The 24,513-nt window shown below is 60.5% G+C and carries 11 protein-coding genes and 9 pseudogenes; 13 read left to right on the forward strand and 7 right to left on the reverse strand.

Features of this window, described 5'->3' with window-relative positions:
• Nucleotides 1-20: 20 nt before the first annotated feature.
• Both HB777_38495 and HB777_38500 read right to left on the reverse strand, forming a co-directional pair.
• Nucleotides 21-1,175 (reverse strand): HAMP domain-containing histidine kinase, encoded by a 1,155-nt coding sequence (locus tag HB777_38495; protein ID QND69530.1) that lies wholly within the window; start codon nucleotides 1,173-1,175, stop codon nucleotides 21-23.
• Complete coding sequence (locus tag HB777_38500; protein QND69751.1) at nucleotides 1,172-1,828, reverse strand: response regulator transcription factor; 657 nt, start codon at nucleotides 1,826-1,828, stop codon at nucleotides 1,172-1,174. The genes HB777_38495 and HB777_38500 overlap by 4 nt, the downstream gene beginning before the upstream one ends.
• A gap of 162 nt (nucleotides 1,829-1,990) precedes the next feature.
• Here HB777_38500 and HB777_38505 point away from each other — a divergent pair, with 162 nt between their 5' ends.
• From HB777_38505 to HB777_38525, 5 genes and pseudogenes are all read left to right on the forward strand, one after another.
• Entirely contained in the window at nucleotides 1,991-2,497 is a 507-nt protein-coding gene (locus HB777_38505) for a PepSY domain-containing protein (GenBank protein ID QND69531.1), read from the forward strand.
• Between the two features lie 582 nt (nucleotides 2,498-3,079).
• Nucleotides 3,080-4,234 carry an efflux RND transporter periplasmic adaptor subunit gene (locus HB777_38510; GenBank protein ID QND69532.1) on the forward strand — a complete coding sequence of 385 codons (1,155 nt, stop codon included), beginning with the start codon at nucleotides 3,080-3,082 and terminating at the stop codon, nucleotides 4,232-4,234.
• Nucleotides 4,235-4,238: 4 nt separating this feature from the next.
• Nucleotides 4,239-6,186, forward strand: a pseudogene (macB, locus tag HB777_38515) (MacB family efflux pump subunit).
• A gap of 319 nt (nucleotides 6,187-6,505) precedes the next feature.
• Nucleotides 6,506-7,867: a TolC family protein gene (locus HB777_38520; GenBank protein ID QND69533.1), complete on the forward strand. Its 1,362-nt coding sequence runs from the start codon at nucleotides 6,506-6,508 to the stop codon at nucleotides 7,865-7,867.
• Nucleotides 7,868-8,433: 566 nt separating this feature from the next.
• Nucleotides 8,434-9,597: an IS110 family transposase gene (locus tag HB777_38525; GenBank protein QND69534.1), complete on the forward strand. Its 1,164-nt coding sequence runs from the start codon at nucleotides 8,434-8,436 to the stop codon at nucleotides 9,595-9,597.
• Between the two features lie 297 nt (nucleotides 9,598-9,894).
• Here HB777_38525 and HB777_38530 read toward each other — a convergent pair.
• A pseudogene (locus HB777_38530) lies at nucleotides 9,895-9,969 on the reverse strand (IS6 family transposase).
• A gap of 74 nt (nucleotides 9,970-10,043) precedes the next feature.
• Between HB777_38530 and HB777_38535 the strand changes: the two are divergent.
• Nucleotides 10,044-10,209: pseudogene (locus tag HB777_38535) on the forward strand (transposase).
• Nucleotides 10,210-10,346: 137 nt separating this feature from the next.
• Here HB777_38535 and HB777_38540 read toward each other — a convergent pair.
• Together HB777_38540 and HB777_38545 are read right to left on the reverse strand one after the other, a co-directional pair.
• Nucleotides 10,347-10,941, reverse strand: a pseudogene (locus HB777_38540) (hypothetical protein).
• A 40-nt stretch (nucleotides 10,942-10,981) separates the two neighbouring features.
• A pseudogene (locus HB777_38545) lies at nucleotides 10,982-12,004 on the reverse strand (LLM class flavin-dependent oxidoreductase).
• A 200-nt stretch (nucleotides 12,005-12,204) separates the two neighbouring features.
• Between HB777_38545 and HB777_38550 the strand changes: the two are divergent.
• Nucleotides 12,205-13,410 (forward strand): ROK family protein, encoded by a 1,206-nt coding sequence (locus tag HB777_38550; GenBank protein ID QND69535.1) that lies wholly within the window; start codon nucleotides 12,205-12,207, stop codon nucleotides 13,408-13,410.
• A 4-nt stretch (nucleotides 13,411-13,414) separates the two neighbouring features.
• Here the strand turns inward: HB777_38550 and HB777_38555 are convergent.
• A pseudogene (locus tag HB777_38555) lies at nucleotides 13,415-14,109 on the reverse strand (family 20 glycosylhydrolase).
• A 206-nt stretch (nucleotides 14,110-14,315) separates the two neighbouring features.
• Between HB777_38555 and HB777_38560 the strand changes: the two are divergent.
• Together HB777_38560 and HB777_38565 are read left to right on the forward strand one after the other, a co-directional pair.
• Nucleotides 14,316-14,570: a hypothetical protein gene (locus HB777_38560; GenBank protein QND69536.1), complete on the forward strand. Its 255-nt coding sequence runs from the start codon at nucleotides 14,316-14,318 to the stop codon at nucleotides 14,568-14,570.
• Nucleotides 14,571-14,588: 18 nt separating this feature from the next.
• A pseudogene (locus HB777_38565) lies at nucleotides 14,589-15,113 on the forward strand (IS110 family transposase).
• Between the two features lie 291 nt (nucleotides 15,114-15,404).
• Here HB777_38565 and HB777_38570 read toward each other — a convergent pair.
• Nucleotides 15,405-16,551: pseudogene (locus HB777_38570) on the reverse strand (IS1595 family transposase).
• A 1,197-nt stretch (nucleotides 16,552-17,748) separates the two neighbouring features.
• Here HB777_38570 and HB777_38575 point away from each other — a divergent pair.
• The 4 genes and pseudogenes from HB777_38575 (at nucleotide 17,749) to HB777_38590 (ending at nucleotide 24,490) form a co-directional block, all read left to right on the forward strand.
• Entirely contained in the window at nucleotides 17,749-18,099 is a 351-nt protein-coding gene (locus HB777_38575) for a transposase (GenBank protein ID QND69537.1), read from the forward strand.
• A gap of 57 nt (nucleotides 18,100-18,156) precedes the next feature.
• Nucleotides 18,157-19,415: pseudogene (locus HB777_38580) on the forward strand (DNA repair exonuclease).
• Nucleotides 19,412-22,885: an AAA family ATPase gene (locus HB777_38585; protein ID QND69538.1), complete on the forward strand. Its 3,474-nt coding sequence runs from the start codon at nucleotides 19,412-19,414 to the stop codon at nucleotides 22,883-22,885. Before HB777_38580 ends, HB777_38585 begins: the two are co-directional and overlap by 4 nt.
• A 261-nt stretch (nucleotides 22,886-23,146) precedes the next feature.
• Entirely contained in the window at nucleotides 23,147-24,490 is a 1,344-nt protein-coding gene (locus HB777_38590) for an IS1182 family transposase (GenBank protein ID QND69539.1), read from the forward strand.
• The last annotated feature ends 23 nt before the right edge of the window (nucleotides 24,491-24,513 follow it).

The raw sequence follows: 24,513 nt of genomic DNA on the forward strand, positions 1-24,513 counted from the left end.
ACCACGCCTAAATCGTTTTGTTATCGCTTCAAGATCTTGGGGGGCACCACCGGTCCCGAGTTTGCAATGGCAATGGTTCCATCAGTTCCGACGGAAACTGTTATCGTAGTATCGGGCACTCCATGCGTGAGCGCATTCTCAATCAGGTTACGAAGGATGATGGCAAACGCATCGACGTCTACTTTGCGCATCAAAGTGGGGCAGCCGTCGACGTCAAGGATTAGCCGTCCGGCAAATCGCGGTTTTTTCTCAAAGTCATCAATTTCTAGCCGAACCACTCGGACAAGATCGATCGCGTGGTCTGCGATGCCGATCCCCGATTCGGCCCGCGCGAGTTGAAGCAGTTTTTCGGTAAGGTGGCCAAGCCTCGACAGCGATTTCTCGATGCCGCGCGCACGCGTTCTCGCCGAGCCCAGGGGAATTTCGGCCACTAACCTCTGCAGCTGAGCCAGCGAGCCTGCGATCGGCGTGCGCAGTTCATGTGCACAGTTTGCGGCGAACTCGCGTTCGGCATCCAGGGCCGCCCGTAGACGTTCGACAAGCCGATCGACGGAGGCCGCGATGGGGGCCAATTCTGCCGGGAGGCCGCTCGACCCCATCAGTGTGAGATTGCCGCCGTCGCGCAACCCGATCTCCTGTTTCAGTACTTCGATTGGCGCCAGCGACCGCCGGATTACCATCCAGCACACGGCTACGCTAAAGGGCAGGAAGACGATCATCGGAACGAAGACCTTAACTGCGGCCTTATTGACTTCGTGACGGCGGACCGAGAGCGGTTGGGCCGCCTGCGCAAACAGGTCGAGTGCTATTTTCTTCGTATAGATGCGGTCAGTAGCGGTTGTCGAAAAGCCTTCACGCAAGGGAGCAGATGGGAATGGCTTCGGCGGATTTTCGATCAAATCGAGGAGCACCTTCCCGTCACGCGTGCGAACTTGGAACTGAATAATCCAATCGTCGAAGCTGGGCGGCTCAGATACTTCAAACTTCTTCTTCGCCACATCGACGTACGCCGACGCCGCGACCTCGGCAGTTTGCTCCAGATAGTCGTCGCAGATGTCGTAGATAACGTCCTTTACCATGAGCGCAGCAATGGTGGGGACGAAAATCCAGACCAGGAGCGTTGCGCCCCCCAGCCTCAGTATCAGCCTGCGCGTCATGCTGTGCGGCTTCTTCATGTGACCATGAACCTGTACCCGAAGCAACGCACTGTCGCTATTCGGTCCCCGCCGATCTTCTTGCGGAGCCGGCTAACATAAACCTCCACGGTGTTGCTCTCAATCTCCGAACCCAAGGAAAAGAGTACGTCCTCGATCTTCGCCTTCGAAACTACCGTTGCGGGCCGGCGCAGAAGGCAGTCGAAAACTGTCCATTCGCGTGCAGTCAGGTAGACCGCCCGCCCGTCGCGCTCGCAGCGCCGCTCGGCCGAGTTTATTGACAGCGTCCCGACACAATATGGCTCCGGGAGCTTCCCATGACGACGCCCCACGGCATGAATGCGCGCGGAAAGTTCGCCGAGATCGAACGTCTTGACCAAATAGTCGTCGGCACCTGCGTTGAGCCCCTCGATTTTGTCCGAGACCTGATCGCGAGCTGTCACGATGATGACCGGTGTCGAATCAAGCCGCTTCCTCATCTCCCGCACGTAATCGATGCCGTTGCCATCTGGCAGGTGAATGTCGAGCAGGACAAGCTCGTAGGAGACCAAACTTGCTTTATCCCGCGCTTCGGACAGGTCCTTGGCCCAGTCGACCGCGTGGCCATCAGCCATCGTATGTTCGCGTACAGCACTGCCAAGGTCCTCGTCGTCTTCAATGAGTAGTATTCGTATCATGTGTGCCGGCTCCAGTTCGAGGGCAAGATCCTTGCCTTATTGACAGAACCTGACGCTACGCTGAACCCCCGTGGCGCGAATGTCCGGAGGCTTTCAGGCTCCTGTCAGCTATGGGTGTCAGAAGGGGCGTCATTGCAACAATCGATTAAAAGGCCAGTTATGAACGACATCCTGATCTCGGCACTTTTTATTAATGTGACCACCGTCGGCTCTGCACTGGCCGGCGGGAAATCCGACCTGGGAATCGCCGAATGGCAACCGCGCCAAGCCGTACTGATTAAGCTTGAAGCGGACCGAAGGCAGCTCCGTTCGATTAAAACGGACGACGGCTGGTCGGATGCCGTCGAGTCGAAGGGGCTCGAGGTCGAAACGCACTTCGACCTCAAAACTTGGCCCGTGTGGGTGGTGCCGGCGAAGGAGCTAAGGATAAACCGATGCGCCACCACCAGAGTGGAACCCCTGTCCACTGTAGCCTCGAGGCAAGCCTTGTGGCGTTATCCTTCGTCGACGAAGTATGATCGGCATGAGCCGGATGGCCATGCCGCCGCGGCCCTCATCATGGAAATGTCGCCTTATTCATTCGCCCGCGATGCGAAGGATGCACTGTCATATCCTGAGTGCATGATCTTCAAGCGTGAAGCGCGCTATCTGGGCCAAAACCCGTAGGGGAGCATCGAAGGTGATCCCTTGCTGACCTAGACGGCACTCACCGGCTGTCTACACGAGTGAGGCCTTTCGAGCATCCAATAGGGTCAAGGAGGGACGTGACGGCTTGCTGATCTCATGCCGCCTCAGCTCGCGCTTTATATCGGCGGTGCCCTCGGAAGCGTCAGTCACAGCGAGAACCTCGTTCGCGCCAATGACCACTCAGATGTATGCGCGCCCAAGCGCGCGTCGCTTGATAGGAAACTGTCTCCGGAATGCGACCAAAGCAAACGTCCAAAATCCGCAACTGCATCGGAAGGTGCGTTGTTCCGGTCAGCCTACTCTTCGGTCCCATCGCGTTAGCGCTGGGCTTGCTGCTGCTAACTGCCTCGGAAGGGGACAATGAATGCTCGCCCGGTGCTTCACTATCATCTTCATCGCCGCGTGTCCGCGTTCGCAATCATGCTTTCCGCGTCGGTTGCGACTTCTCAGCAGAAAAAGCTCTTGCCGGAGCCATTCTCGGTCCAGGTCGATGAGAGTCAATGCCGTTTCCGCCGCACGACAGGGCAAAACAATGTCCTCAGAGAGCGGAGGTGAGCGTTGATGAAGGGTAAAAGAAGGGTGCTTGTCTGGTGCCTAGGGATCGCCGCGGTGGTGTTTGCCATTGCATCCGCGACCGAAGGTTTCGAACACGAGACGCGCGATCCTGTCGTCACGCAGCGCGTGATACTCGGTTCGGTCGAGGAGACCGTTCTTGCGAACGGCGTTTTGGAGCCTGCCCGTACGGTTAGAGTTGGTGCCCAGGTATCGGGCCAACTGAAGACATTGTATGTAAAGCTCGGTCAAACGGTTAAGTCTGGTGACTTGATCGCCGAAATTGACCCTACGAAAGAGCAGCACAAACTACTCACTGCCCAAGCCAACCTCGCCAGTGCCAACGCGGATCGCAAGGAAGCAGGAATACGACTGAAAGAGGCCGAGATGGATTTCCGGAGAAAGAAGACACTGAGCCGGAACAAGGCAGCATCGGCCGCCGACCTGGAGAAAGCGCAAGCGACGTTTTTTGCGCAGGAGGCGAAAGTCGAGCAATGTGAAGCGCGGATCGAGGAGAAGACGCTCGCGGTTGAGGAGGCCCGCGCAATCCTCGACCATACGAAGCTCAGCGCGCCCATGGACGGCGTCGTTGTTGCTGTGCTGGTTAAAGAAGGTCAAACGTTGAACTCAAGCCAGGCCGTGCCGGGGATCGTGGTTCTTGCACAACTCGACGTCATGCGGGTGAAGGTGCAGATTTCGGAAATCGACATTGCCCGTGTAAAGCCAGGTCAGAACCTCCGCTTCACGCTCCTGGGGGACACTCGAGTCCCTATTTCAGGCGTACTGGAAGAGATAGAGCCCGCGCCTCCGTCGATTGCTGATGATCTCAGTGCGGAAACCCAGGCGTCAGCAGTCTACTACAACGGCCTCTTTTCCACATCGAACCCGGAAGGGCGGCTTCGGCCAAAGATGAACGCCTTGGTTAAGGTTGTTTCCGGCCAGGCCGAGAACGTACCGCTCGTAGCATGGTCAGCTCTGACGGAGCCAGATGCACATGGTCGCTACCGCGTGCAGATTCGCACGCCAAGCGGCGAACTCACGGAGCGCCTGGTGACAATAGGCTTGACCGACACGCTCAAGGCGCAGGTACTCGATGGCCTCTCTGTCGGTGATGAAGTTGTCATCCCTGCCGCTGGAAAGGGAACCAATGTTGGGCCGCGGTGATGAAATGAATGCACTCCTTGAAATCGAGAACGTTTCGCGGGTTTTCCACGCCGGAGACGAGACGATTATGGCGCTGGCCGGCGTCAGCCTTTCCATCGCGGGTGGCGAACTGGTGGCGATCGTCGGCGCAAGCGGCTCAGGCAAGACGACGCTAATGAACATCCTGGGTTGCTTGGACCAGCCGAGTTCTGGTGACTATCGCGTCGGCGGCCGCAGCGTTGCCGGCCTGACCGCGGACAATCTTGCGGCGTTGAGACGGGAACATTTCGGCTTCATCTTCCAACATTATCAGCTTCTCGGAACGCTGAGCGCGGCCGACAACGTGGCGATGCCCGCCGTCTATGCCGGCCTCGACGCCGGCTCACGCCGGGAAAGGTCGACATCTCTACTGCGCAGGCTAGGTCTCGGTGATCGTCTCGACCACCGTCCGAACCAGCTGTCCGGCGGCCAGCAACAGAGGGTTTCGATTGCCCGCGCGTTGATGAATGGCGGTCGCATCATCCTCGCGGACGAGCCGACAGGGGCGCTAGATAGGAAGAGCGGCGAAACCGTTCTCGATACCTTGAAGGCACTTCATGCCGACGGTCATACCATCATCATCGTGACTCACGACATGGAGATCGCAAGTCACGCTGACCGCATCATCGAAATCCGAGAAGGGGTCATCCTTTCCGACCGCCGGACGCGGGACCGGAAGACTGATGGGCCGCCGGCGTTACACGACAGCAGGCCCGTCGGTTCGCTCTCGGCGTTCAGGCGCCGCCTGGTAGAAGCCTTTCCGATGGCGATACGATCGATGGCAACCGATCGCGTGCGTACCTTCCTCACGATGCTCAGCATCATTATCGGCATTGCGGCAGTTGTGACGGCCTTCGGTTTCGGCGAGGGCGCCCGTCAGGAACTTCTGCGCCAGTTGGGAGGATTTGGAGCCAGCACTCTCGAGATCTCTCCCGGGCGCCATTTTGGTGACAAGGGTGCTTCGAGCATCAAGGCCCTGGTCGTCTCGGATGCCGATGCGCTCGCCGACCAGTCTTACGTCGACAGCGTGACCCCGGAAGTCCGGACATCCGCACAAATTCGTTTTGGGCACACTTCCGTCGCGGCGACAGTCACCGGCGTCGGCCAGGATTATCTTAAGGTCAACGCTCTCAAGTTGCTGAAGGGCTCATTCTTTTCAGCCGAGGCCATCACTGAGCGCAGCCAGGAAGCAGTGATCAATGACAGGATGGCCGCAACTCTCTTCCCTAACGACGAATCGCCGCTCGGAAACATCCTCCTGATCGGGCGTGTTCCCGTCGTCATTATTGGCGTCTTTGCGCCCCCCACCGGCGCTACGGTTTGACAGCTCGCCGAAGGTCTTACTTCCTTATACGGCCGTGAAGGGCAGACTTGAGGGTGCCGGTCCAAGTCTTCATGCCCTGACGGTGCGGGTCGCCGATTCTGTCGACACGACTGTCGCGGAGCGCGCCGTCGTCGGCCTGATGACTCGTCGGCACGGCACGAAGGACTTCACTGTTTTCAACCAAGATCAGTGGCGTAAGTCGGTTGAGCACACATCTCAGACGATGTGGCAACTGACCTCCTCCCTGGCTGCGATCTCGCTGGTTGTCGGAGGCATTGGTGTCATGAACATGATGCTGATCACCGTCACTGAACGGACCCGCGAGATCGGCTTGCGCATGGCTGTTGGAGCGCGCCGGATCGACATCATGCTTCAGTTCCTGATTGAGGCCGTCACAATGTGCATCGCCGGTTCAATTCTCGGCGTGGCACTCGCGCTCGGCATCGCAACCGTATTGGGCGAGCCGGGCAGCGAGTTTCCGATAATCATCTCGGTCAAAGCTATTGTCGCTGCCTGCGCAGTAGCGCTCTGGATCGGCCTGACCTTTGGCTTCCTTCCCGCCCGTAACGCATCCCGCCTGAATCCCGTAGATGCGCTGTCAAGAGACTGAAAAATGACGCTCATCAGACGGATCTTACCTTGTTCCTTTGTCTTGCTCGCGGGTTGCACCAGCCTGTCGAGCACATATCCTGGCCCCGAACTCCCTCCGGGGGCCCTGCTGGCCAACCGGCGCGGCAGCAAGTGCTAACCACGCCACGGCAGACACTGCTGGCTGACGTTCGAGCTGATCGGCGAGGTCATCAACGAAAACGACGATGTCCTCCTCGTGGCTGCTTGCGCTAATCACGCCTCTTATTAGCGCTCTGCATCCACCTGGTCTTCGGCTTTCCCGACCGTAACGCCTTGTGCCAGCCCTCAAGAGATTGAAAATGAAGCTCATCAGACTGATCGTACCCGGTTGCCTTGTCCTGCTCGCCGGTTGCAGCCTGTCGAGCACATATCTTCGCCCCGAACTTCCAGCCGGGCCCCACTGGTCGACCGCTGCGGTAGGGAGCGCTGTGCAGGCCAGCACAGACCGCTGGTGGCTGGCGTTCGGGAACGCCAATCTCGACAAGCTTGTCGGCGAGGTCATCGGCCGAAATAATGACGTCCTCATTGCGGCTGCTAACGCCTATCCCGCCCGACTTCAGGCAAATACAGCTGCGCAAGCCTTGCTCCCCCAGGTGAACGGCCAGGTCGGCGGGAGCGACACATCCATCAGTGTGTCTTATGAGATTGATCTGTGGGGCAAGCTAGCGGCAAAGAGGGACAAGGCGGATTTTGAGGCTTATGCGACAGCGGAAGATTACGAAAACGCGCGCCTCCTCGCTAGCGCAGGAACCGTCGAGGCGTATTTCAACATCGCGTACGCCAATCAGTCGCTCGCGTCGGCGGAAACCAGCCTTGCCCATGCCAAGCAGACTTTGGCGCTTGTGCGCGCCCAGCTTGCGGCCGGTGCGGTTTCCGATCTGGATCTCAGCAGGGCCGAGCAGCAGGTCGAGGAGCGGGCATTGACGGTTTCGAAGGGCAAGCAGTATCGCCTTGTACAGCGGAACGCCCTGGTTGTGCTCTTGAATGGCGCACCTAACCCTGTTCCAGAGCCGCAGCGCCTGCCGAGCAAGAAGCTACCCCCGATCCAGACTGGGTTGCCGGCCGACCTGCTCGCGCGTCGCCCAGACTTGCGAGCCGCAGAGGCCAGGCTCCGTGCCATGCTGAAGAACGTCGACGCAACTCAGGCCAGTTTCTACCCGGCGATTTCCCTCACCGGATCCCTCGGCACCGCCAGCGGGCAATTGCTCGCGTTCATCTCCAATCCCGTTGCGACGTTAGGTGCAAACGCTGCCTTGTCCCTCCTCAATTTCAAGGACATAACGCTGCAGGTTGCGGTTTCCAGGGCACAGTATGAAAAAGAGGTCCTCGGATTCCGCACTACTTTGCTCACTGCCTTCTCCGAAGTTGCCAATACACTCGGTGCACAGGCCGACTATGCCGAACAGGTCCGACGCCGCCGCCATGTCCTAGGGGCCGCCCAGGAAACCGAGAAGCTGCTCGAAGCCCGTTACCGGTCGGGTGCCATCAACCGCATTGACTGGCTCAATGCCCAGGAGAGCCGCTGCGCAGCCGAGATGGCGCTTGCCCACGCCCGCCACGACCAGTTGCTCAACGAATCGAAGCTGTACCGCAGTCTGGGCGGCAGTGCGGGCAGTGCGGGGCCGGATCGCCGGAGGAGCAATAGGGAGCAAAGGCCCTAAGGTGGGCTAGCTGAATGGCGTAGCGCCGAGACGGCAGCTATCTCGCGAACTGCCCTGTGAGTCTTGAGGGACTGTCCAACGAATGAACAGCCTTTAAAGAAAAAACCCTGGCAACAATGTTGTTGTCTATGGAATCGCAGACGCTGCTGGCTACGCGCAGGCGCGAATCCGATCGTGACACTGCAACCGTCCAGCTAAGGATGCCCCACCAAAGGCTGGGGTCAAACGTCCAGCTGATGCGCGAAGAAGAGTTCGCCTGTCGCCTCGGCGCCCTGCGGAACACTCTCGGCCGATTCCTTGCACCGGTCACCTAGACTAGTTTCCGTCCAGAAACGCCAACACATTGATATTATTACGTGAATCGGCACTTTGTGCAGGCAAGGCCCGGCGGGTTCAGATATACTTTGGTTTCATGCCACTGATTCCAAAGCACAATCTGAAACCGCCGGAGCCGACAATGCGCCAAGAACGCACCGTCCAAGCCAGATCCTATGAGGAGGGTGGATAGCGACCTGCGCTGTGGCAAAGTGAGGTCGCGTAATCAACACCTTATCCTGGAGGCAAGCATGCCCGTAGCAGCTCACCAACCCAAAGCGCCGACCGCTATCCGCACCGATCTTGGCGCGATTTTCGTCTCGTTGGAATTGAGTCGCTCGAAATGGTTGATCACCTCGCTGTCGCCGGGTGGCGGCGAGAAGATGTCGAAACATGCGGTGGCGGCCGGCGATGTCGCCGGCATGCTGGCGCGATTTGCCGAGCTCAACAGGATGGCGCAAGCGCGGACCGGGCGGCACTTTCCGATCATCGCGATCCAGGAGGCCGGGCTCGACGGCTTCTGGATCCATCGCGTGCTGCAGGCCGAAGGAATCGAAAGCCACGTCGTCGATGCGGCATCGATTGCAACCTCGCGCCGACGGCGCCGGGCCAAGACCGACAAGATCGACGGTGAGGCGCTGGTCAGGGCGTTGCTGGCCTACAAGCGAGGCGAGCCACGGGTGTGTGCGATGCTCCGGGTGCCGACGCCCGAGGAAGAAGACCGTCGCCGCATCTCGCGTGAGCGCAAGGCCTTGACGAACGAGCGCGTGCGACACGTCAATCTCGTCAAAGGCCTGTTGTTCGCCCAGGGCGTGTCCGGCTACGAGCCGCTGCGCCGCGACCGGCGGAAGAGATTGGAGGCGCTCAAGACCGGCGACGGCCGACCCTTGCCGGCCCATCTGCAGGCGCAGGTCGGCCGGGAACTCGACAGGCTCGAACTGCTGCTCGAGCAGATCAAGGCGGTCGAGACCGAGCGCGATGCCATGCTCGCGGCCACGCAGGTTGTCTCGCCGGCACCGGCGATGCTGCTCCACCTGAAGGGGATCGGGCCGGAGTTTGCCGCTGTCCTGTGGTCGGAGGGGCTGTCGCGTCACTTCGACAACCGACGACAGGTCGCCGCCTATGCCGGCGTGGCGGCGACCCCCTGGCAGAGCGGCTCGGTCGATCACGACCAGGGGGTATCGAAAGCCGGCAATCCAAGGCTGCGAACGACGCTGATCCAGACGGCCTGGCTCTGGCTGCGCCATCAACCGCGATCGGCGCTCACCTTGTGGTTCCAGGACCGGGTCAAACACAACGGCGGCCGTCTCAAGAAGGCGACGATTGTGGCGCTCGCCCGCAAGCTGCTCGTCGCGCTGTGGAAATACGTCAGCGCCGGCGTCGTCATCGAGGGTGCAGTCATGAAGACCGCCTGATGCGTTAGCCGAACTGAATTCTGCAAATCTTCCAGGACCCGATCAGTCCTGGCGGATCCAGTGGGACGAACCGAGAATATGCATGGCCGTGAAATGGCCGTAAGCCAGAATGGTCTCGTCCTCCTGAGCCCTTGTCCGCCGCAAGCGGGATATTGGTGCAGCCGTCCTGAACGGCGACCGCATGTGAGGTTGATCGCGCTCGGAGACGGCCGGTCATGCAATCGGGCTCAGACCTTGGATGCCGAAACAGTCCCGGAGTTCTGCTCATGCGTTGCTAATTTAACCCTTGACCCCAAGAAGCCCATGTGAGGCCAGGTACCAGCGCACGCAAAACAGGATCACAGATTGGTCGAACTGGCGGCCTTTGAACATCGCAATCCTCCGAAATGGTTGAAGGATCCCTTGCCACTCCCGAGTAACAAAAACGTTGCAACACATCCGCTGCCCTTGCACAGCTCTATTCGACGGTTCGGCTGTTCGTGAACTTCTTCCAACCTCTCCTTCAAGCTGGCCGGAAAGGAACGGGACGGCGCCCGCGTGCGCAAGCGCCACCCTGCGGCAACACCGTGCCAGCGACTGCTGGCAGATCCACGCACGCCTGAACCGGTTCGTGCCAGGCTTGCGCGGCTTCAAATTCCGATCGTAGATCTCGCTCGCCCAGGCGATCGGCCTCGATCCGAAATGGGCGTCGACGCCGACACACCGTGAAAGCCAAGCCCCGGAACGAACACACCCCGGTTCGTGAGGAAGACCGCGAACTCATCGGCATTGTGTCCGAGCGCACTGTAGAAGACCTTTCCAGCCCCATAGCGACGCTTCCAGACGACCGGCATGACGAGACCGCCTATCCCGGGGAAATGCGCGTCGGTGAAGGTGGTCGTGGCCAGCACCTCATTGCCCGGATCGACATGCATGTAATACTGCTCCGACCGATAGGCGAAATCACTGATGCCGCTGGTGATCGGATCATCCGGTCTGGTGACGGCGACCGTGTAGTCGATGATGTCGCCGGGATGGGCAACCCATTGGCCGCCGGTCATGAACTGATAATCGGTTTCGCTGCGGAAACTGTCGCACATCGTGCCATGAAAGCCGCCAAGCCCGCTGCCCTGGCGAACCGCGAGAACCAGGTTCTGAAGTTCGGCCTTCTCGATCGTCGACATCGTAATCACGGGCACGATGAAGATCGAAGGAAGCAAGCTTCGGATCGGCGAACATCCCCGTGCCCTCGCCGAGCGTGACGTCGAATCCGTTGCGTTCAAGCAGCGCGCGTACGATTTTCGCGCTCTGTTCCGGTGTGTGTCCTTGCCAGCCGCCCCAGGCAATCAAGGCCTTCTTCGGCATCTTGTCTCTCCCTGCACTATCCGCCCTGATCAATCCGAGTTCAGCGCCAGCCCAGCGCCGGAGCGACATGGGTCAGGATCGCCTCGATGACATGCGCGTTGTAATCGACGCCGAGCTGGTTGGGCACGGTCAGCAGCAGCGTGTCGGCCTCGGCGATCGCCTCGTCTTGCGCCAATTCCTTGACGAGCACATCCGGCTCGGCCGCATAGCTGCGCCCGAAGATCGCCCTGGTATTTTCCTCGATGAAGCCGATCTGGTCGCTGCTCTGGTTGCCGCGCCCGAAATAGGCCCGGTCGCGATCGTCGACCAGCGCGAAGCTACTGCGGCTGACAGAGACGCGCGGTTCGCGCTGATGCCCGGCCGCCTTCCAGGCCTCGCGGTAGATGCGGATCTGCTCGGCCTGCTGGACGTGGAACGGCTTGCCGCTCTCGTCGAATTTAAGCGTCGAGCTCTGCAGGTTCATGCCAAGCTTCGCTGCCCATTCCGAAGTGGCGTTGGTGGCAGCACCCCACCAGATCCGCTCGCGCAGGCCCTCGGAATGCGGCTCAAGGCGCAGCAGGCCGGGCGGGTTGGGGAACATCGGCCGTGGATTGGGCTGGCCAAAACCCTCGCCGCGCAGCGTGTCGAGGAAAACCTCGGCATGATGCCGCGCCATGTCGGCGTCGGTCTGGCCTTCCTGCGGCACGTAGCCGAAGTAGCGCCAGCCATCGATCACCTGCTCGGGCGAGCCGCGGCTGATGCCAAGCTGCAGCCGGCCGCCGGCAATGATGTCCGCTGCACAGGCGTCCTCTGCCATACAGAGCGGATTCTCGTAGCGCATGTCGATGACGGCGGTGTCGATCTCGATGCGGATGGTCTTTGCGCCGACAGCCGCCAGCGGCGGGAACGGCGACGCGAGCTGGCGAGCGAAATGACGGATGCGGAAATAGGCGCCGTCCGCGCCCAGTTGCTCGGCGGCGACGGCAAGGTCGATGGACTGCAGCAGCGCGTCCGATGCCGACCGCGTCTGGGATTGCTATGAGGGCGTCCAGTGCCCGAATGAAAGGAAGCCGATATTTTTCATGCCCGCGATAGGTTCGGGCTGATCAAATGCAAAGCCGTTTCACGCCGATCTGCCGACAGTGCGTTCATCAAATAAAACTGATGCGCGCCGTCATTGATGGCGCTCCATCAGCGAAACCGACTAGAAGTGGTAGCTACTATTGCCTACAAATAAATCAACTTGATTTGTTTTCTGCGGAAAGTTTTGTTGGTAATGCGCACATGACCCTCAGGAAAGCCATCGCTGGCACCAATCTCGAACAGGCCAAGTCCCACAATCGCCGCGTGGTGATCGAAGCGATCAGGACCAACGGTGCATTGTCTCGGGCGGCGATCGCGCGCCTGACGGCGCTGAGCACGCAGACCATCTCCAACATCGTCGAGGAACTCGAGCGCGAAGAACTGCTTCGCGCGCAAGCCACGCTGAAGGGCGCCCGCGGCCAGCCGGCGGTGCCCTATTCGATCAATCCCGACGGTGGCTATTCGATCGGCTTGCAGCTCGACCATCAGCTGGCGGTCGGCGTCATCACCGATCTCTCCGGCACGGTTCGCGCCCGCATCGAGCGCTCGGTCGACAGGCCGACGCCGGCGCAGGCAATGCCCTTGCTGGCCGCGATAGCCGGCAACCTGATGCGCAAGTTTCGCTTCGACCGCAATCGCTTGCTTGGCATCGGCATGGCTATGCCTGGCCCGTTCGACGTCGAGGGCATGACCTCGGTCGGGCCGACCGCACTGCCCGGCTGGCAGGATTTCCCCGTCGCCGAAGAATTGCAGCGGTTGACCGGCATTCCGGTGACGGTCGAGAACGACGCCACCGCCGCCGCCATCGGCGAGCGGCTCTACGGCGTTGCCCGCAACCTCAGCAGCTTCGTCTATCTGTTCATCGGCACCGGCCTTGGCGCCGGCTTGTTCCTGGACGGCCATCTCTACAAGGGCAGCCGCCACAATGCCGGCGAGATCGGCCACATGATCGTCAGGCCCGGCGGCCTCGAATGCGGCTGCGGCAAGCGCGGCTGTCTTGAGCGCTACGTCTCGTTGCGCGCCGCCTATGAGTGCCTGGATATCCCCCATCCCGATCATGCCTCGCCGGAATTGCTGGAAGCGTTGCTGGCCAATGGCGACAGTCTGGAAGCATGGGTCGCCCAGGCAATCGATCCGCTGCGCCAGGCGATCAACATGCTGGAACTCGCGCTCGATCCCGAAACCGTGGTCCTCGGCGGCTTCATGCCGGTCGGCGTCATCGAGCTTCTGGCGAGCCGGCTCGACCCCTTGTACCTCTCGGTCAGCTCGACCAGCGCCCGCACCGTGCCGCGGGTCCTTGTCGGCGCCGCCGGCAAGGACACTTCAGTTCTAGGCGCCGCAGCGCTGCCGATCTTCTCCGAGACCAATCCGCAATTCGACGTTCTGCAGAAGCCGCATTCCCGCTAAGTCTTTACGCCGGTCCGTAGAGAACCGGCATCAGCCCGGCCAGCGCCTTGAACCGCTCGCAGGATTTTCGCTCCGGCTGCGTCCAGCCGGTTTCCGCGAGCGCCGAGATGCGGGGAAACACCAGCCGGTCGAAGACGGCGCGATCGGTAATCGGCTCCGACCAGATACAGGCCTGGACGCCGAGCAGTTTGGTCTTCTGGGTATCCGTCCAGCCTCGACGGGATCGAAGCCGTGCAGCTTTTCCGGATCGGACCAGCCGGCCCACGCCGCACCCGGTTCCGACCAGTCCGGGCTGTTGGCCATGTCGAGACAATAGACCTGGCCGCGGCAGACCACCATCGCATAGCCTTCGCCCGCAAGGGCCGCCGAGGCTTCGACCGTTCGCCAGCCGCAGAGGTAGCTTCTCTGCTTGTCGATGACGTTGCCGTGCGCGGCCTCCTGCCAGCCGCCGGTGATGCATGCGCGGGACGCATGGAACGACTGAATGCGGCCGAGAAACTGGGCCTGCAGCACCGCTGGCTCCCGAGCCGTCGATCTCATCGGAGCCAATGCGTGTTGGTGGCCACGTTGAGACGCTCGGCATGCGCGGCCGCAAGCCCCTGCCCACCAACCTCAGTGAGCCGCGCCAGCGCCTGCGGCGAGCCTGACCAAGCGCCCATCGGCACCATCGTCGGCGCCGATGTGGATGGTCCTCGCCATAGCCTATGTGGCTTTCCTTGCCTGGGCGCGGCGCAAGGGCAGCTTGCCTGGCAGGCGTGTGGGCCTGGCAACCGCGGTGCTGCTGGGTGGCATTGTGCTGGCTTTTCCGCTGACGGGCGCCGGCGCGACCTCGGAAATACCGGCGCTGGCCGGACACGGCCTCCGCTGTCTATCAGACCTTTCCAGCAGTCGAGGCGCGTCGGATCTTGCGACGCCTGGAGTTCCACTACACACCCAGGCACGCCAGTTGGCTCAACATCGTCGAGATCGAAATCGGCGTTATGCGCCGCCAATGTCTTGATCGCCGCATCGCTAGCCGCGACCTCCTTGAAACAGAGATCCGGACCTGGGAACGCCGCCGCACCGAAAGTGGCGCCCGCATCCGCTGGATGTTCTCCACACAGCAGGCCCGAGCGAAGATGGCAAAATCCTATCCCACGCCATCTCTCAAAGAGTCATAATCACCGCGACGCGACACTAGTAACCTCCCCGATCTCGTACGCGAAGAGGGCCATGATCTCTTGGCACAAATCGGTGAAAAGACCGTCAGAATTGACAACAAGACCCAGAAGCTGGCCTCTCTCGCCAAGCAGACCGATATGGCGCGGCGTCTTCAGACTATGCCGGGTATCGGGCCGATGACCGCTGTGGCGGTCGAAGCTTTCGCGCCAACGATGGAAAACTTCAAATCGGGGCGCAACTTTGCCGTCTGGCTTGGCCTCGTGCCGCGACAGTTTTCGTCCGGCGGCAAGGAAAGACTGGGTAAGGTCTCGAGGGCCGGCCAGGTCGACATTCGTCGGCTGCTGATCATCGGTGCCATGGCTCGCGTAAATTGGGCGAGCCGCAAGGCAACATCCACTGATCCCTGGATGATGCGTATGCTTGGAAGAAAGCCCCGAATGCTGGTGGCGATCGCGCTGGCGAATAAGATGGCGCGTATGATCTGGGCGATGCTGATGTGGCAGGAAGATTATCGGAATCCGGGGTTGCCGGCGGCTGCATGAACGCAGCTATCGTCAATGTCGGCCAACAGGTGTGAGAAGTCGATGACCTGAATGGGCACAAGATCGAACGATCCGGCTCAGGAAAACCAGCACTGCTCTTCGAGCTCAGAGCTCGTGAACAAGATTTGGACCTGATCCGCTGATCACCATCCCGGCCAGCGGTCGCTGAAAACGCCGCAAATGAAGGCCTGACAGAAGACCGCATTCGATCACACGTTCAAAAGGTAAGAAACGACTTGCACAACGGGCGGCAACCACAGAAGAGCAGTGCGAAATCGTACGCGGCCTTTATCAACCAAAGACAGCGACGGCTGATTTGATGATGATGCCGCCATCCGGGCTTCGGCGCATCTGACGACCCGTGGCGGTGCGAAAAACATTCGTCAATTGCAGCGCAGGCGGCACGCGCGACCACAGGGTTCGCACACTCTCCCGGCCATGCCGGGTTTTGCGAATGACGTTTCCTGTGACGACGCGCTGCGACCATCGGAAGCCGATCTCGTGGAAATACAGGCCGGCATGCTGCGGGCTGATATGATGAAAGACGCCGGCGATGTTACGGCGGACGCGGGAGTTGAAGCCCTCCACCGAATTGACGTGGACGGCGTCGCGAACATACTCACCGCTGGAATGCTTCACTGTCTCATGCTTGGCAAAGCTCTCACCAATGGCCATGAATGCCTTCCACTCGTCGCTCATCAAATGAGCTCCCAATTCGATCTGCGCTTCAATGACGCGTTCGCTTGCTCGCGCCGAGAGACCGGTCACGACCGCAGCACGCGCGTCACCGGCCAGAGTGCCAGGCATGACGTCAGTCGGCCGCCGCACCATCGCCATGACTGGCGTTTTGTCCGTATTCGCCTGGCCTTTCCGGCCGCGGCCCGGAGGCGGGTCATCGGGATTCTTTCTGGGCCTTCCACCGAGATGGAAATGGTCGATCTCCCCGTGCCGACGAGCATGTTCTCCCGCGCCACCATGAGACGTAGTGCATGTCCCATCCTCCAGGCCGTTGGCTGGCTCACCCCGAGCGCCTCGGCCAGGCGCACCGACGACAAGCCCTTGTCGGATTGCAGTAACAGCCACATTGCCTTCAGCCAGGAAAGCGCTGCAAGTATTTCAGGCATCTCACCTCCTTCAGACCAGCCCGAAGAATCGCATGAAAAGCTATAGGTCACAAGGATATTGCGGTCTTTGGTAAACACGCTAGGGAAGCTTCGTGGAGTGCAGAGGCGTGTGTGTCGTTACCGTGAACTGGAACCGGCAATCGCCGCTGGAACATTGATAAAGACCTGGTCGGGCGCGCCGCTTGCCGGCATCGCGTCCGGCAAGCGCGATCGAGCGTTTGTATCCGCAGGCGGGGCAGATCCGGCCATCCGGCCACACCATGCTTTCCAGCAACCGACGGCAATGCTGCTCATCCCGGAAAGGCCGCGATCATTTCTTCAACAGTCCGAATGTTGTGATAAAGGCCGCGTACGATTTCGAACCCCTCTTGTTCCGACCCCAACAATTGCGGCAGCCCGTCGATCAACTCTCCATTACGGCCAAGCTGGCAGCGGGGAAAGCGTACGCCACGCTTCGCGCCCTCCAGGCCAAGAACTTCGCGACGCTTTCGCTTGCGATTGACGGTCTCACGGGTCGCGCCGATCTCCTCGGCAAATTCGTCAGCCGATATCATATCCGCGCCCTTCAGGATCTCGGCGACGCGCTCCGCGCCTCGTATCTTTGCCGTCTCGAAGGTCGAGTGCATCGGGCTGCGTTGGAGCCGCATCCTTGACTTCGATCTGCGGCTCTTCCCTGGCGGGATTAACGACAAAGGTCAGCCGCACCGTCCTGCCGGTTCTCTTCGCGCGTTTGACCGCATCCAGACAACCGGACATCCGCCGTCTCTTGGCAGTTTGTCAGATTGGCTTCACTGCCCTGCTAATCCTTCCAATCTCTAACTAGCTGAAAAACAGCCACAAATTTTATCCCTTATCTGTCTACTAGGGTGGCACGAGATTTACTTCATTAGCTAACAGGCATCGGACCCGTATTCATGTCGCGAGGCACAGCGAAGGAAGGAAACAACTTGCCAGATCTGCGACCGAAAAACACTTTATGTGGCCGGTAACATCATCAACGGCATTCTGAAACATGCCAACGCAGGCGGCGGTACCGCGCAGAAGTGGGAACATCACGGTAGTACGCCCGACCTCCACAAAGGCGCGCAGTGCGCGATGCAGTCCGACTGCCCTACGGCTAGCTTGAACAGGTACCCGCGAGCGGCTGCCGGTCGGTGCAGGGGCGTCCACGTCATCAAGGCTGTCTTTTGGAGGCAGCGTTGGGCGAGCGGATTGGGGTATCGGACGAGGAATGGGCACTGATCGGGCCGCTGCTGCCAGCAGAGCGGGGTCGAGGGTGCCGTCCGGCGCAGGAAAATCGGCGCTATTTCGAAGGCACGATATGGATAGCCCGAACCGGGCGCAATGGCGTCATCTGCCCGATGATATGGCAAATGGAACAGTGTCTTCCGCCGATACCGACGATGGGTCGCGATGGGGGTGTTCGATTCGTTGCTCGAAACGCTCGCCGAGATGGTGGAACGCGATGCCACCGCCGACATGATCGATAGCACCGTTGTCCGGGCACATCATTGTGCAGTCGGCATAAAAAGGGGACTCAGGAAACTGAGGCGCTTGGCCGATCGCGCGGCGGCTTCACCACCAAACTCCATGCGCGGTGCGACGGAAAAGGCCGACCTCTCGGCTTCGTCCTGACACCTGGCCAGGCGCATGATATTCAAGGCTTCGACCCGCTGTTTCGAATGATCGCCGACCGTATCGAGGCGCTCCTGGCGGACAAGAGTCATGACTCCGACGCTATCCGTGAAGAGATCGCCAAAGCCGGCGTGGCAACGGTACGGTCACCCGTTGCGGCCGGACGTCAGACTCGGTTGAGTTTCAACACTATCCAACGCGATAGAAGCCAATACAGCGTGTCGTGAAATTCCTCTATCGAGCCTCGGTCGATCACCGGTATGTTCGTGGGCGGAGACCGCTCGATGGCATTTCGATTCGTACACACGGCCGATATTCATCTCGACTCGCCACTGCGTTCGCTGGCGATGCGAAACCCCGACCTTGCCGAACTTCTCGGAGACGTCAGCCGTAAGGCATTTGTCTCGATCGTGGATCTCTGCCTTGCGGAACGTGTCGATGCCCTGGTCATTGCCGGCGATCTCTATGATGGCGATCAGACGTCGATGAAAACGGCGCGGTTTCTGGCCTCACAGATGACACGGCTTCACCAGGCCGGCATCAAGGTTTTCAAGATTCGTGGCAATCATGACGCAATGTCGCGGATATCGAAACAGCTCGTGTTCCCGGACACGGTCACGATCTTCGGAGGCCGTCCCCAGTCAGTGCCGCAGACAGCCGGGGGGGTCGACGTCATGTTCCATGGCTTGAGCTTTGCTAACCCCAAGGCGCCGGACAGTCTGCTTCCCAAGTATTCAGCTCCGCGTGAAGGCGCGGTCAATGTCGGCATCATGCATACGAGCCTGGCCGGATCGCCCGGCCACGACGTCTACGCTCCCTGCAGCGTCGCTGACCTGCACAGCCATGGCTTGGACTACTGGGCCCTTGGGCACATCCATGTCCGCCAAGTCCATCCCGGGGCGAGCACCGTGGTGATGCCAGGAATTCCACAGGGCAGGGACATCAACGAGGCAGGCGATAAATCCGTCACCCTGGTGACGATACGAGACGACCGCACCGTCGAGATCGAGGAACGGCCAACCAGTATCGCGCAATTCGAGCGGGTGAGCGTCGACGTGACCGCAACGGGGAATGGTCCGAAGTCGTCGGGCGAGTCCGCTCCGCGCTCGAAGATGTTCGTGCCTCTGTCAGGTCCCGTCATGCTGTGGTCCGTCTCGGCGTGACCGGGGCGTCACCTCTATCCTGGGCGCTGATCCGTGACCGCGACCTGCTGCTCGCAGAAGCCGAGCAGGTCGCGGAACAGACGGGAGACACCTGGGTGGAGAAGCTCGAGCTTAACGTTGCTCCATCCGCAGCCGAAACATCCGAGGGCGTCGCTGATCCGATTTTCGAACTCGCTCAATCCATGCGCGCCGATGCCAGCTCGGAAGCTTTCCGTGCCGAGGCGAGGGCGTTGGTCCAAAAGATGATCGCGGATCTTCCGCCTGACGGGCGCGATTTCGCCGGCAAAGACGAGGCTGAGCTGGAGTCGTTCCTCGACAGGGTGCTTGCCAACGGCGCCGACCTGGTCACCGCCCGCCTCAAGGCCGGTGGATCACAATGAGGCTCCGGCGACTTGATCTCATTCGCTATGGCAAGTTCACCGACAGGACGATCGACTTCGGGCCGAAACCGGAATCCGGTCCCGACCTGCATATCGTCTTCGGCCTGAACGAAGCCGGCAAGTCGACCGCGCTTTCCGGCTATCTCGATCTGCTGTTCGGCATCGAGGAACGCAGCCGTTACAATTTCCTGCACGAATACAGCGCAATGCGCATCGGCGGGGTACTCGAACTCGGCGGCGCGGAGCACACGTTCACACGCACGAAACAGCGCACCAACCCATTGTTGAACGCGAATGGCCAACCGGTCAGCGAAATGGCGATATCAGCACATCTCGCCGGGCTGTCTCGCGACGCATACGAGACCATGTTCTCGTTGGACGACGAAACGCTGGAAGCAGGTGGAAAATCAATCCTGGAATCGCGCGGCGACCTAGGCAAGCTGCTGTTCACGGCCAGCGCTGGCCTCGGGCACGCAAGCGATACATTGAGCGTGCTGGAGGCCGAAGCGGACAAGCTCTATCGCAAGCAGGCACACGGAACCGAGCTTGCGCTGCTCAAGAAGCGGCTTGCGGAACTGAAGTCCGGGAAGGAGGCAATCGACACCTTGGCGTCGACGTTCGAAACTCTCGAGACAGAGCGTCTGGACGCGACGGAAAAATACGACCGCAGCATCGCCGAACGGTCGGTGCTGTCGGCTCGGCTCGATACGATCGCGAAATATCTTCGCGCGATCCCGATCCTTGCTGATATCCGACGTAAGGAAGCCCAACTAGCCGAGTTGCCTGAGATCGCTTCACCGTTACGGACCTGGACGGGCAGCATCGCGGACATGATCGAGACCGACGCCAGTCTGAGAACGCGGCTATCCGCGAGTGGGGACGAGCTCGAGCGGGTGACGACGAAAATCGCCTCGGTCGATGTGGACGCGGTGATCCTTGCGATCTCCGAACGGGTTCGCGGCCTGGCCGACCGCAAGGTGCGCCACGTCTCGGCCGGTCTCGACCTGCCAAGTCGCAGGACGGAGCTGCAAATCCTCGACAATGCCGTGGCGACCTGCCTTGCCGCTCTTGGAAGGTCCTCCGAGCTACACCCTGCCAAACTGCTCTTGCCTGCTGCAACCATTGGCGCTGTGCGCACCATGGTCGAGCAGCGATCCGGGATCGTTACCAGCCTGCGCGTTGCGCGTGAGGAGGCCGCGGCAGCTGCTGATGCGCTCCAGGCGGCACGCGAGCGGGTCGGCGAAGAACGGGCCGTGCCGGAGCCTGCCAGGGCAAGGCTGGTTTCGGCTTTGTCTACGGCAAAGGCCAGCGGGTACATGAGGGAGACCAAGGCGGCACGCGAGGCCGCAGATGCAGGTGCAATTCGATGGGAAGCTGCGATCGCGCGCTTGCATCCCTGGTCGGGAGATGCTCAGGCATTGGCCAGGATCGCCATTCCGAATGCTGGGCGGCTTGGCGCATGGAAGGCGCTGGCAGCAGAGCTCGGGATGAGCAGGGGCGTCCTTTCCGAACGTCTTGCCGAGCACCAAGGCCATCACGACTTGCTTTCGGCGCGGCTGGAAGCCCTTCGTGCCTCGGTCGATGTCACCGACGATGACGCGGCGGACGCTATTCGGCGCGCCCGGGACGACGCCTGGGCAAGGCATCGCGATGACCTGACTGGCGATACGGCGGATGATTTCGCGGCAGCACTGGCTCGAGACGACAGCGTCGCGGCAGGCCGTCTAGCCAACGCCCGGGAGCTCGTTGAGATCCGCAGCACAAACCGCAACCTCGCAGAAACCGCCGCCACCATCGCGCATACGCGCGACCAACTTGAACGCAACAGCTCAGATCGGGAGGCTGTGCCCTCGGAAGTTCTTGCAGTCGCAAGAGACCTGCTTGGAGAAATCCCCGAGACATCCCCCGAACAGCTGATCGAACTGATCGAGGATCGCATTGCTGCCCGGATCGATGCGCTCGCGGCCTGGGAGGAGATCGAGCTTTCCCGCAAGAAGACCGAGCGGGCGGTTGATGAGGAAGGCCGAATACGCCTGGAGCTGAGCGGCGCACGGGCGAGCGTTGGCGTCGGTTCGGATCCTGGTGACAGCCTGGAGACGGCCATGGCCGTGGCAGAGCTGTTCCTTGAGAGACAATTCAAGGTGGACGCTGAGCGCACCGAGGCGCTCAAGACCGTTGGCACAAGGCAAGAGGATCTGGCCGCTAGACGCCGAGCCATCGAAGTCGCTGAGCGACGTGAGGATGAATGGCTAGCCGGCGTTGCCGAAGCGCTCAAGGGCACCTGGCTCGAGAGCGGCATCTCGGCGACCGGCGTCGGGGGCGTCCTCGATCAATTGGCTGAACTGTCCAAATGTCTTCAAGACCGGGACGCCATGCGACTCCGTATCGAGAAGATGGAGGCCGACAGGGACAATTTTCTGGTCGAGGTTACCGCCGTTGCAGCCGAAGCGGGCGAGGCGGCCAACGACGACGAACCGGAACAGCTGGCGGTTCGGCTTGCCGAGCGCCTGGAGCGCGCCGAGCGCATGCGCGAGGCCAAGGCAGGCCTCGTCAATGACCTGCAGCGCCTGCAGGATGGGCGTGAGACCCTCGATGCCGAGATTTCGGTACATGAGCGCCGCAGGAACGAGGTCCTGAGCGTCTTTGGCGTGGCCACGCTATCCGAAGTCGTGCAACGCGACGAACTGCTGCGCGACAGGGATCGCCTGCGCACAGCCGTGGCCGGACTTGAGGAGCAGCTGTCGTCCGAGCTCGCGGTGGAGGGGTTCGAGCAGGCGCGTTCGATATTGGATGCTGTCGATCTCGACAGTCTCGCAATCGAGAAGGCTGAGGCAGAGCAACGGCTTCGCGCTTCTGACGAGGCGATACAGCACCAGCTCATTCGGCAGACGCGCGCGACCGACAAGCTGGACGCGATTGGCGGCGACAGCGCTGTTGCCCGGATAGATGCCGAACGGCGCACCGTCCTTCTGGAAATCGAGGAAAAGGCCGTCCGCTACATCGAGCTGAAATTGGGAATAATGTCGGCTGGAAATGCTCTGCGTCTCTACCGCGAGCGTCACCGCTCCGGGATGATGGAGCGCGCATCAGACGCGTTCGCCCTCATGACGCGCGGCCAGTACTCTGGCCTGACAACTCAACCTGTAAAGGGTGGGGAAGTGCTCATCGCGTTGCAGCGCGATGGGCAATCCAAGGTCGCCGACGCGCTGTCAAAGGGCGCGCGCTTTCAGCTCTACCTGGCGCTCAGGCTTGCTGGGTACTACGAATTTGCGCAATTTCGACCCTCAGTTCCATTCATCGCCGACGACATAATGGAAACCTTCGACCATGTCCGATCCGAGGAGGTTTTCCGGCTGTTTGGGGAGATGGCAAGTGCAGGGCAGGTTGTCTACCTGACGCATCACCAGCACCTGTGCGAGATCGCCAAGGCTGTTGTGCCGAGCGTAGCGATTCACGAACTTGGAGAGTAATGGGTGATTGTGTCGTAACCGCTCTACGTCGATGAGGGCGTTTTGCGCTATCAATCATTTGATGAGGACGTCGAGCTCGGCAGCTACTTGGATTGTTAGTAGCAAGTTAGCCAGGTTGTTGGTCCGAAATATGTGGATTTTTCGGACATTCCAGGGCTTGGCGTTCGTCCGAAATACGTACGAGACTGTTGAAAAACTCGGCTTGAATGGCCTCCCAACACGTGATTCCATCCCTCTGCTGAGCGCTGGAGATGATTTGTCATGATGGGCAGGCTCGATCTTCAAGAACAACTCTTCTACGAGTTTCGGCTTGATGAGCACGTACCTGCCGGTCACCTACTCAGACGCATCGATGCGACGCTTAATCTAAGCTTTGTGCATGAGCACCTCGCCTCAAGCTACAGCCACACTGGCAGGCCTTCGATCGATCCCGAGTTGATGCTGCGAATGCTGCTTATTGGTTACCTGTACGGCATTCGGTCAGAGCGGAGGCTTTGCGAGGACGTTCATCTTAACTTGGCGTTCCGCTGGTTTTGCAAGCTCGGCCTCAACGGAGCTGTGCCGGACCACTCAACGTTCAGCAAAAACCGCTACGGCCGCTTTCGCCAAGGGGATCTGTTTCGAAGGTTGTTCGAGGAGATCGTCGGTCATTGTGCCACTGCTGGGTTGGTCTCAGGCACGGATACTGCAGTCGATGCCAGCTTCATCGAGGCGGATGCGAGCTGGCAGAAGAAACTTCCTGGTGACGCCAATGCAATCGCCTGGTCCGACGGTGGCACGATCTCGCGGCCAGTGCATGAGTATCTAGCCGCACTCGACGCAGCGCTGCCGCAGGCCCCAGATGAGCGTGAACCTTCGACGCCGAAACATTTATCGCCGATTGATCCGCAAGCTGGCTGGTCAAACAAGCATGGACGTGGCCGTTTCGGTTATTCAACCAACTACTACATCGACACTGAAACGAGCGTCATTCTTGACGTCGAGGCCAGTCCGGCTCGCTTCGCTGCGGAGGTGAACACAACCAAGACAATGGTGGTGCGGACGCGCGAGCGTCTCGGACTGACGCCTGAACGGCTGGCAGCTGATAAGGCTTACGGCAGCGCCGGGCTTCTGAGCTGGCTTCTCGAGCAGGGTATCGAACCGCATATCCCGGTGATTGAACGCCAACACCAGACCGCCGGCAAACTGACCCGCGATGCTTTCTCCTATGATAGGCAGAGTGACAGCTTCACCTGTCCTGAAGGTCGGCAATTGACCTATCGGGGAAGGGACATCGGCGCGCGCGCCAATGTCTATTTCGCTCGCCCGTCCGACTGCGGCGCCTGTCGTTCAAAGCTGAGTTGCACAGACGGACCAGCGCGACGAATTACACGATCCTTCGACGAGGATGCACGTGATCAGGTACGGGCGCTGCGCGAAACACCTGGCTATGCCCGCTCACGGCGACTGCGCAAGAGGATCGAGCGGCTCTTTGGCCACTTCAAGCGCAACATCGCGTTTCGACGATTGAGGCTACGAGGCCTGAGCGGGGCAAAAGAAGAATTCCTTCTCGCCGCAGCGGTTCAGAACCTCCAACTGTTGGCAAGACGACCGGCCGCTGCATGAAGTGGAACGGTTCGGCAGACATC

Origin of the sequence: Mesorhizobium loti, assembly GCA_014189435.1 — a bacterium.
Classification (GTDB): domain Bacteria; phylum Pseudomonadota; class Alphaproteobacteria; order Rhizobiales; family Rhizobiaceae; genus Mesorhizobium; species Mesorhizobium loti_G.

Bases quoted from the DNA above. Each gene is read 5' to 3' on its own strand.
- HB777_38590 (QND69539.1), top strand. From the start codon at position 23,147: ATGATGGGCAGGCTCGATCTTCAAGAACAACTCTTCTACGAGTTTCGG.
- HB777_38510 (QND69532.1), top strand. From the start codon at position 3,080: ATGAAGGGTAAAAGAAGGGTGCTTGTCTGGTGCCTAGGGATCGCCGCG.
- HB777_38585 (QND69538.1), top strand. From the start codon at position 19,412: ATGAGGCTCCGGCGACTTGATCTCATTCGCTATGGCAAGTTCACCGAC.
- HB777_38520 (QND69533.1), top strand. From the start codon at position 6,506: ATGAAGCTCATCAGACTGATCGTACCCGGTTGCCTTGTCCTGCTCGCC.
- HB777_38525 (QND69534.1), top strand. From the start codon at position 8,434: ATGCCCGTAGCAGCTCACCAACCCAAAGCGCCGACCGCTATCCGCACC.
- HB777_38495 (QND69530.1), bottom strand. From the start codon at position 1,175: ATGAAGAAGCCGCACAGCATGACGCGCAGGCTGATACTGAGGCTGGGG.
- HB777_38550 (QND69535.1), top strand. From the start codon at position 12,205: ATGACCCTCAGGAAAGCCATCGCTGGCACCAATCTCGAACAGGCCAAG.
- HB777_38505 (QND69531.1), top strand. From the start codon at position 1,991: ATGAACGACATCCTGATCTCGGCACTTTTTATTAATGTGACCACCGTC.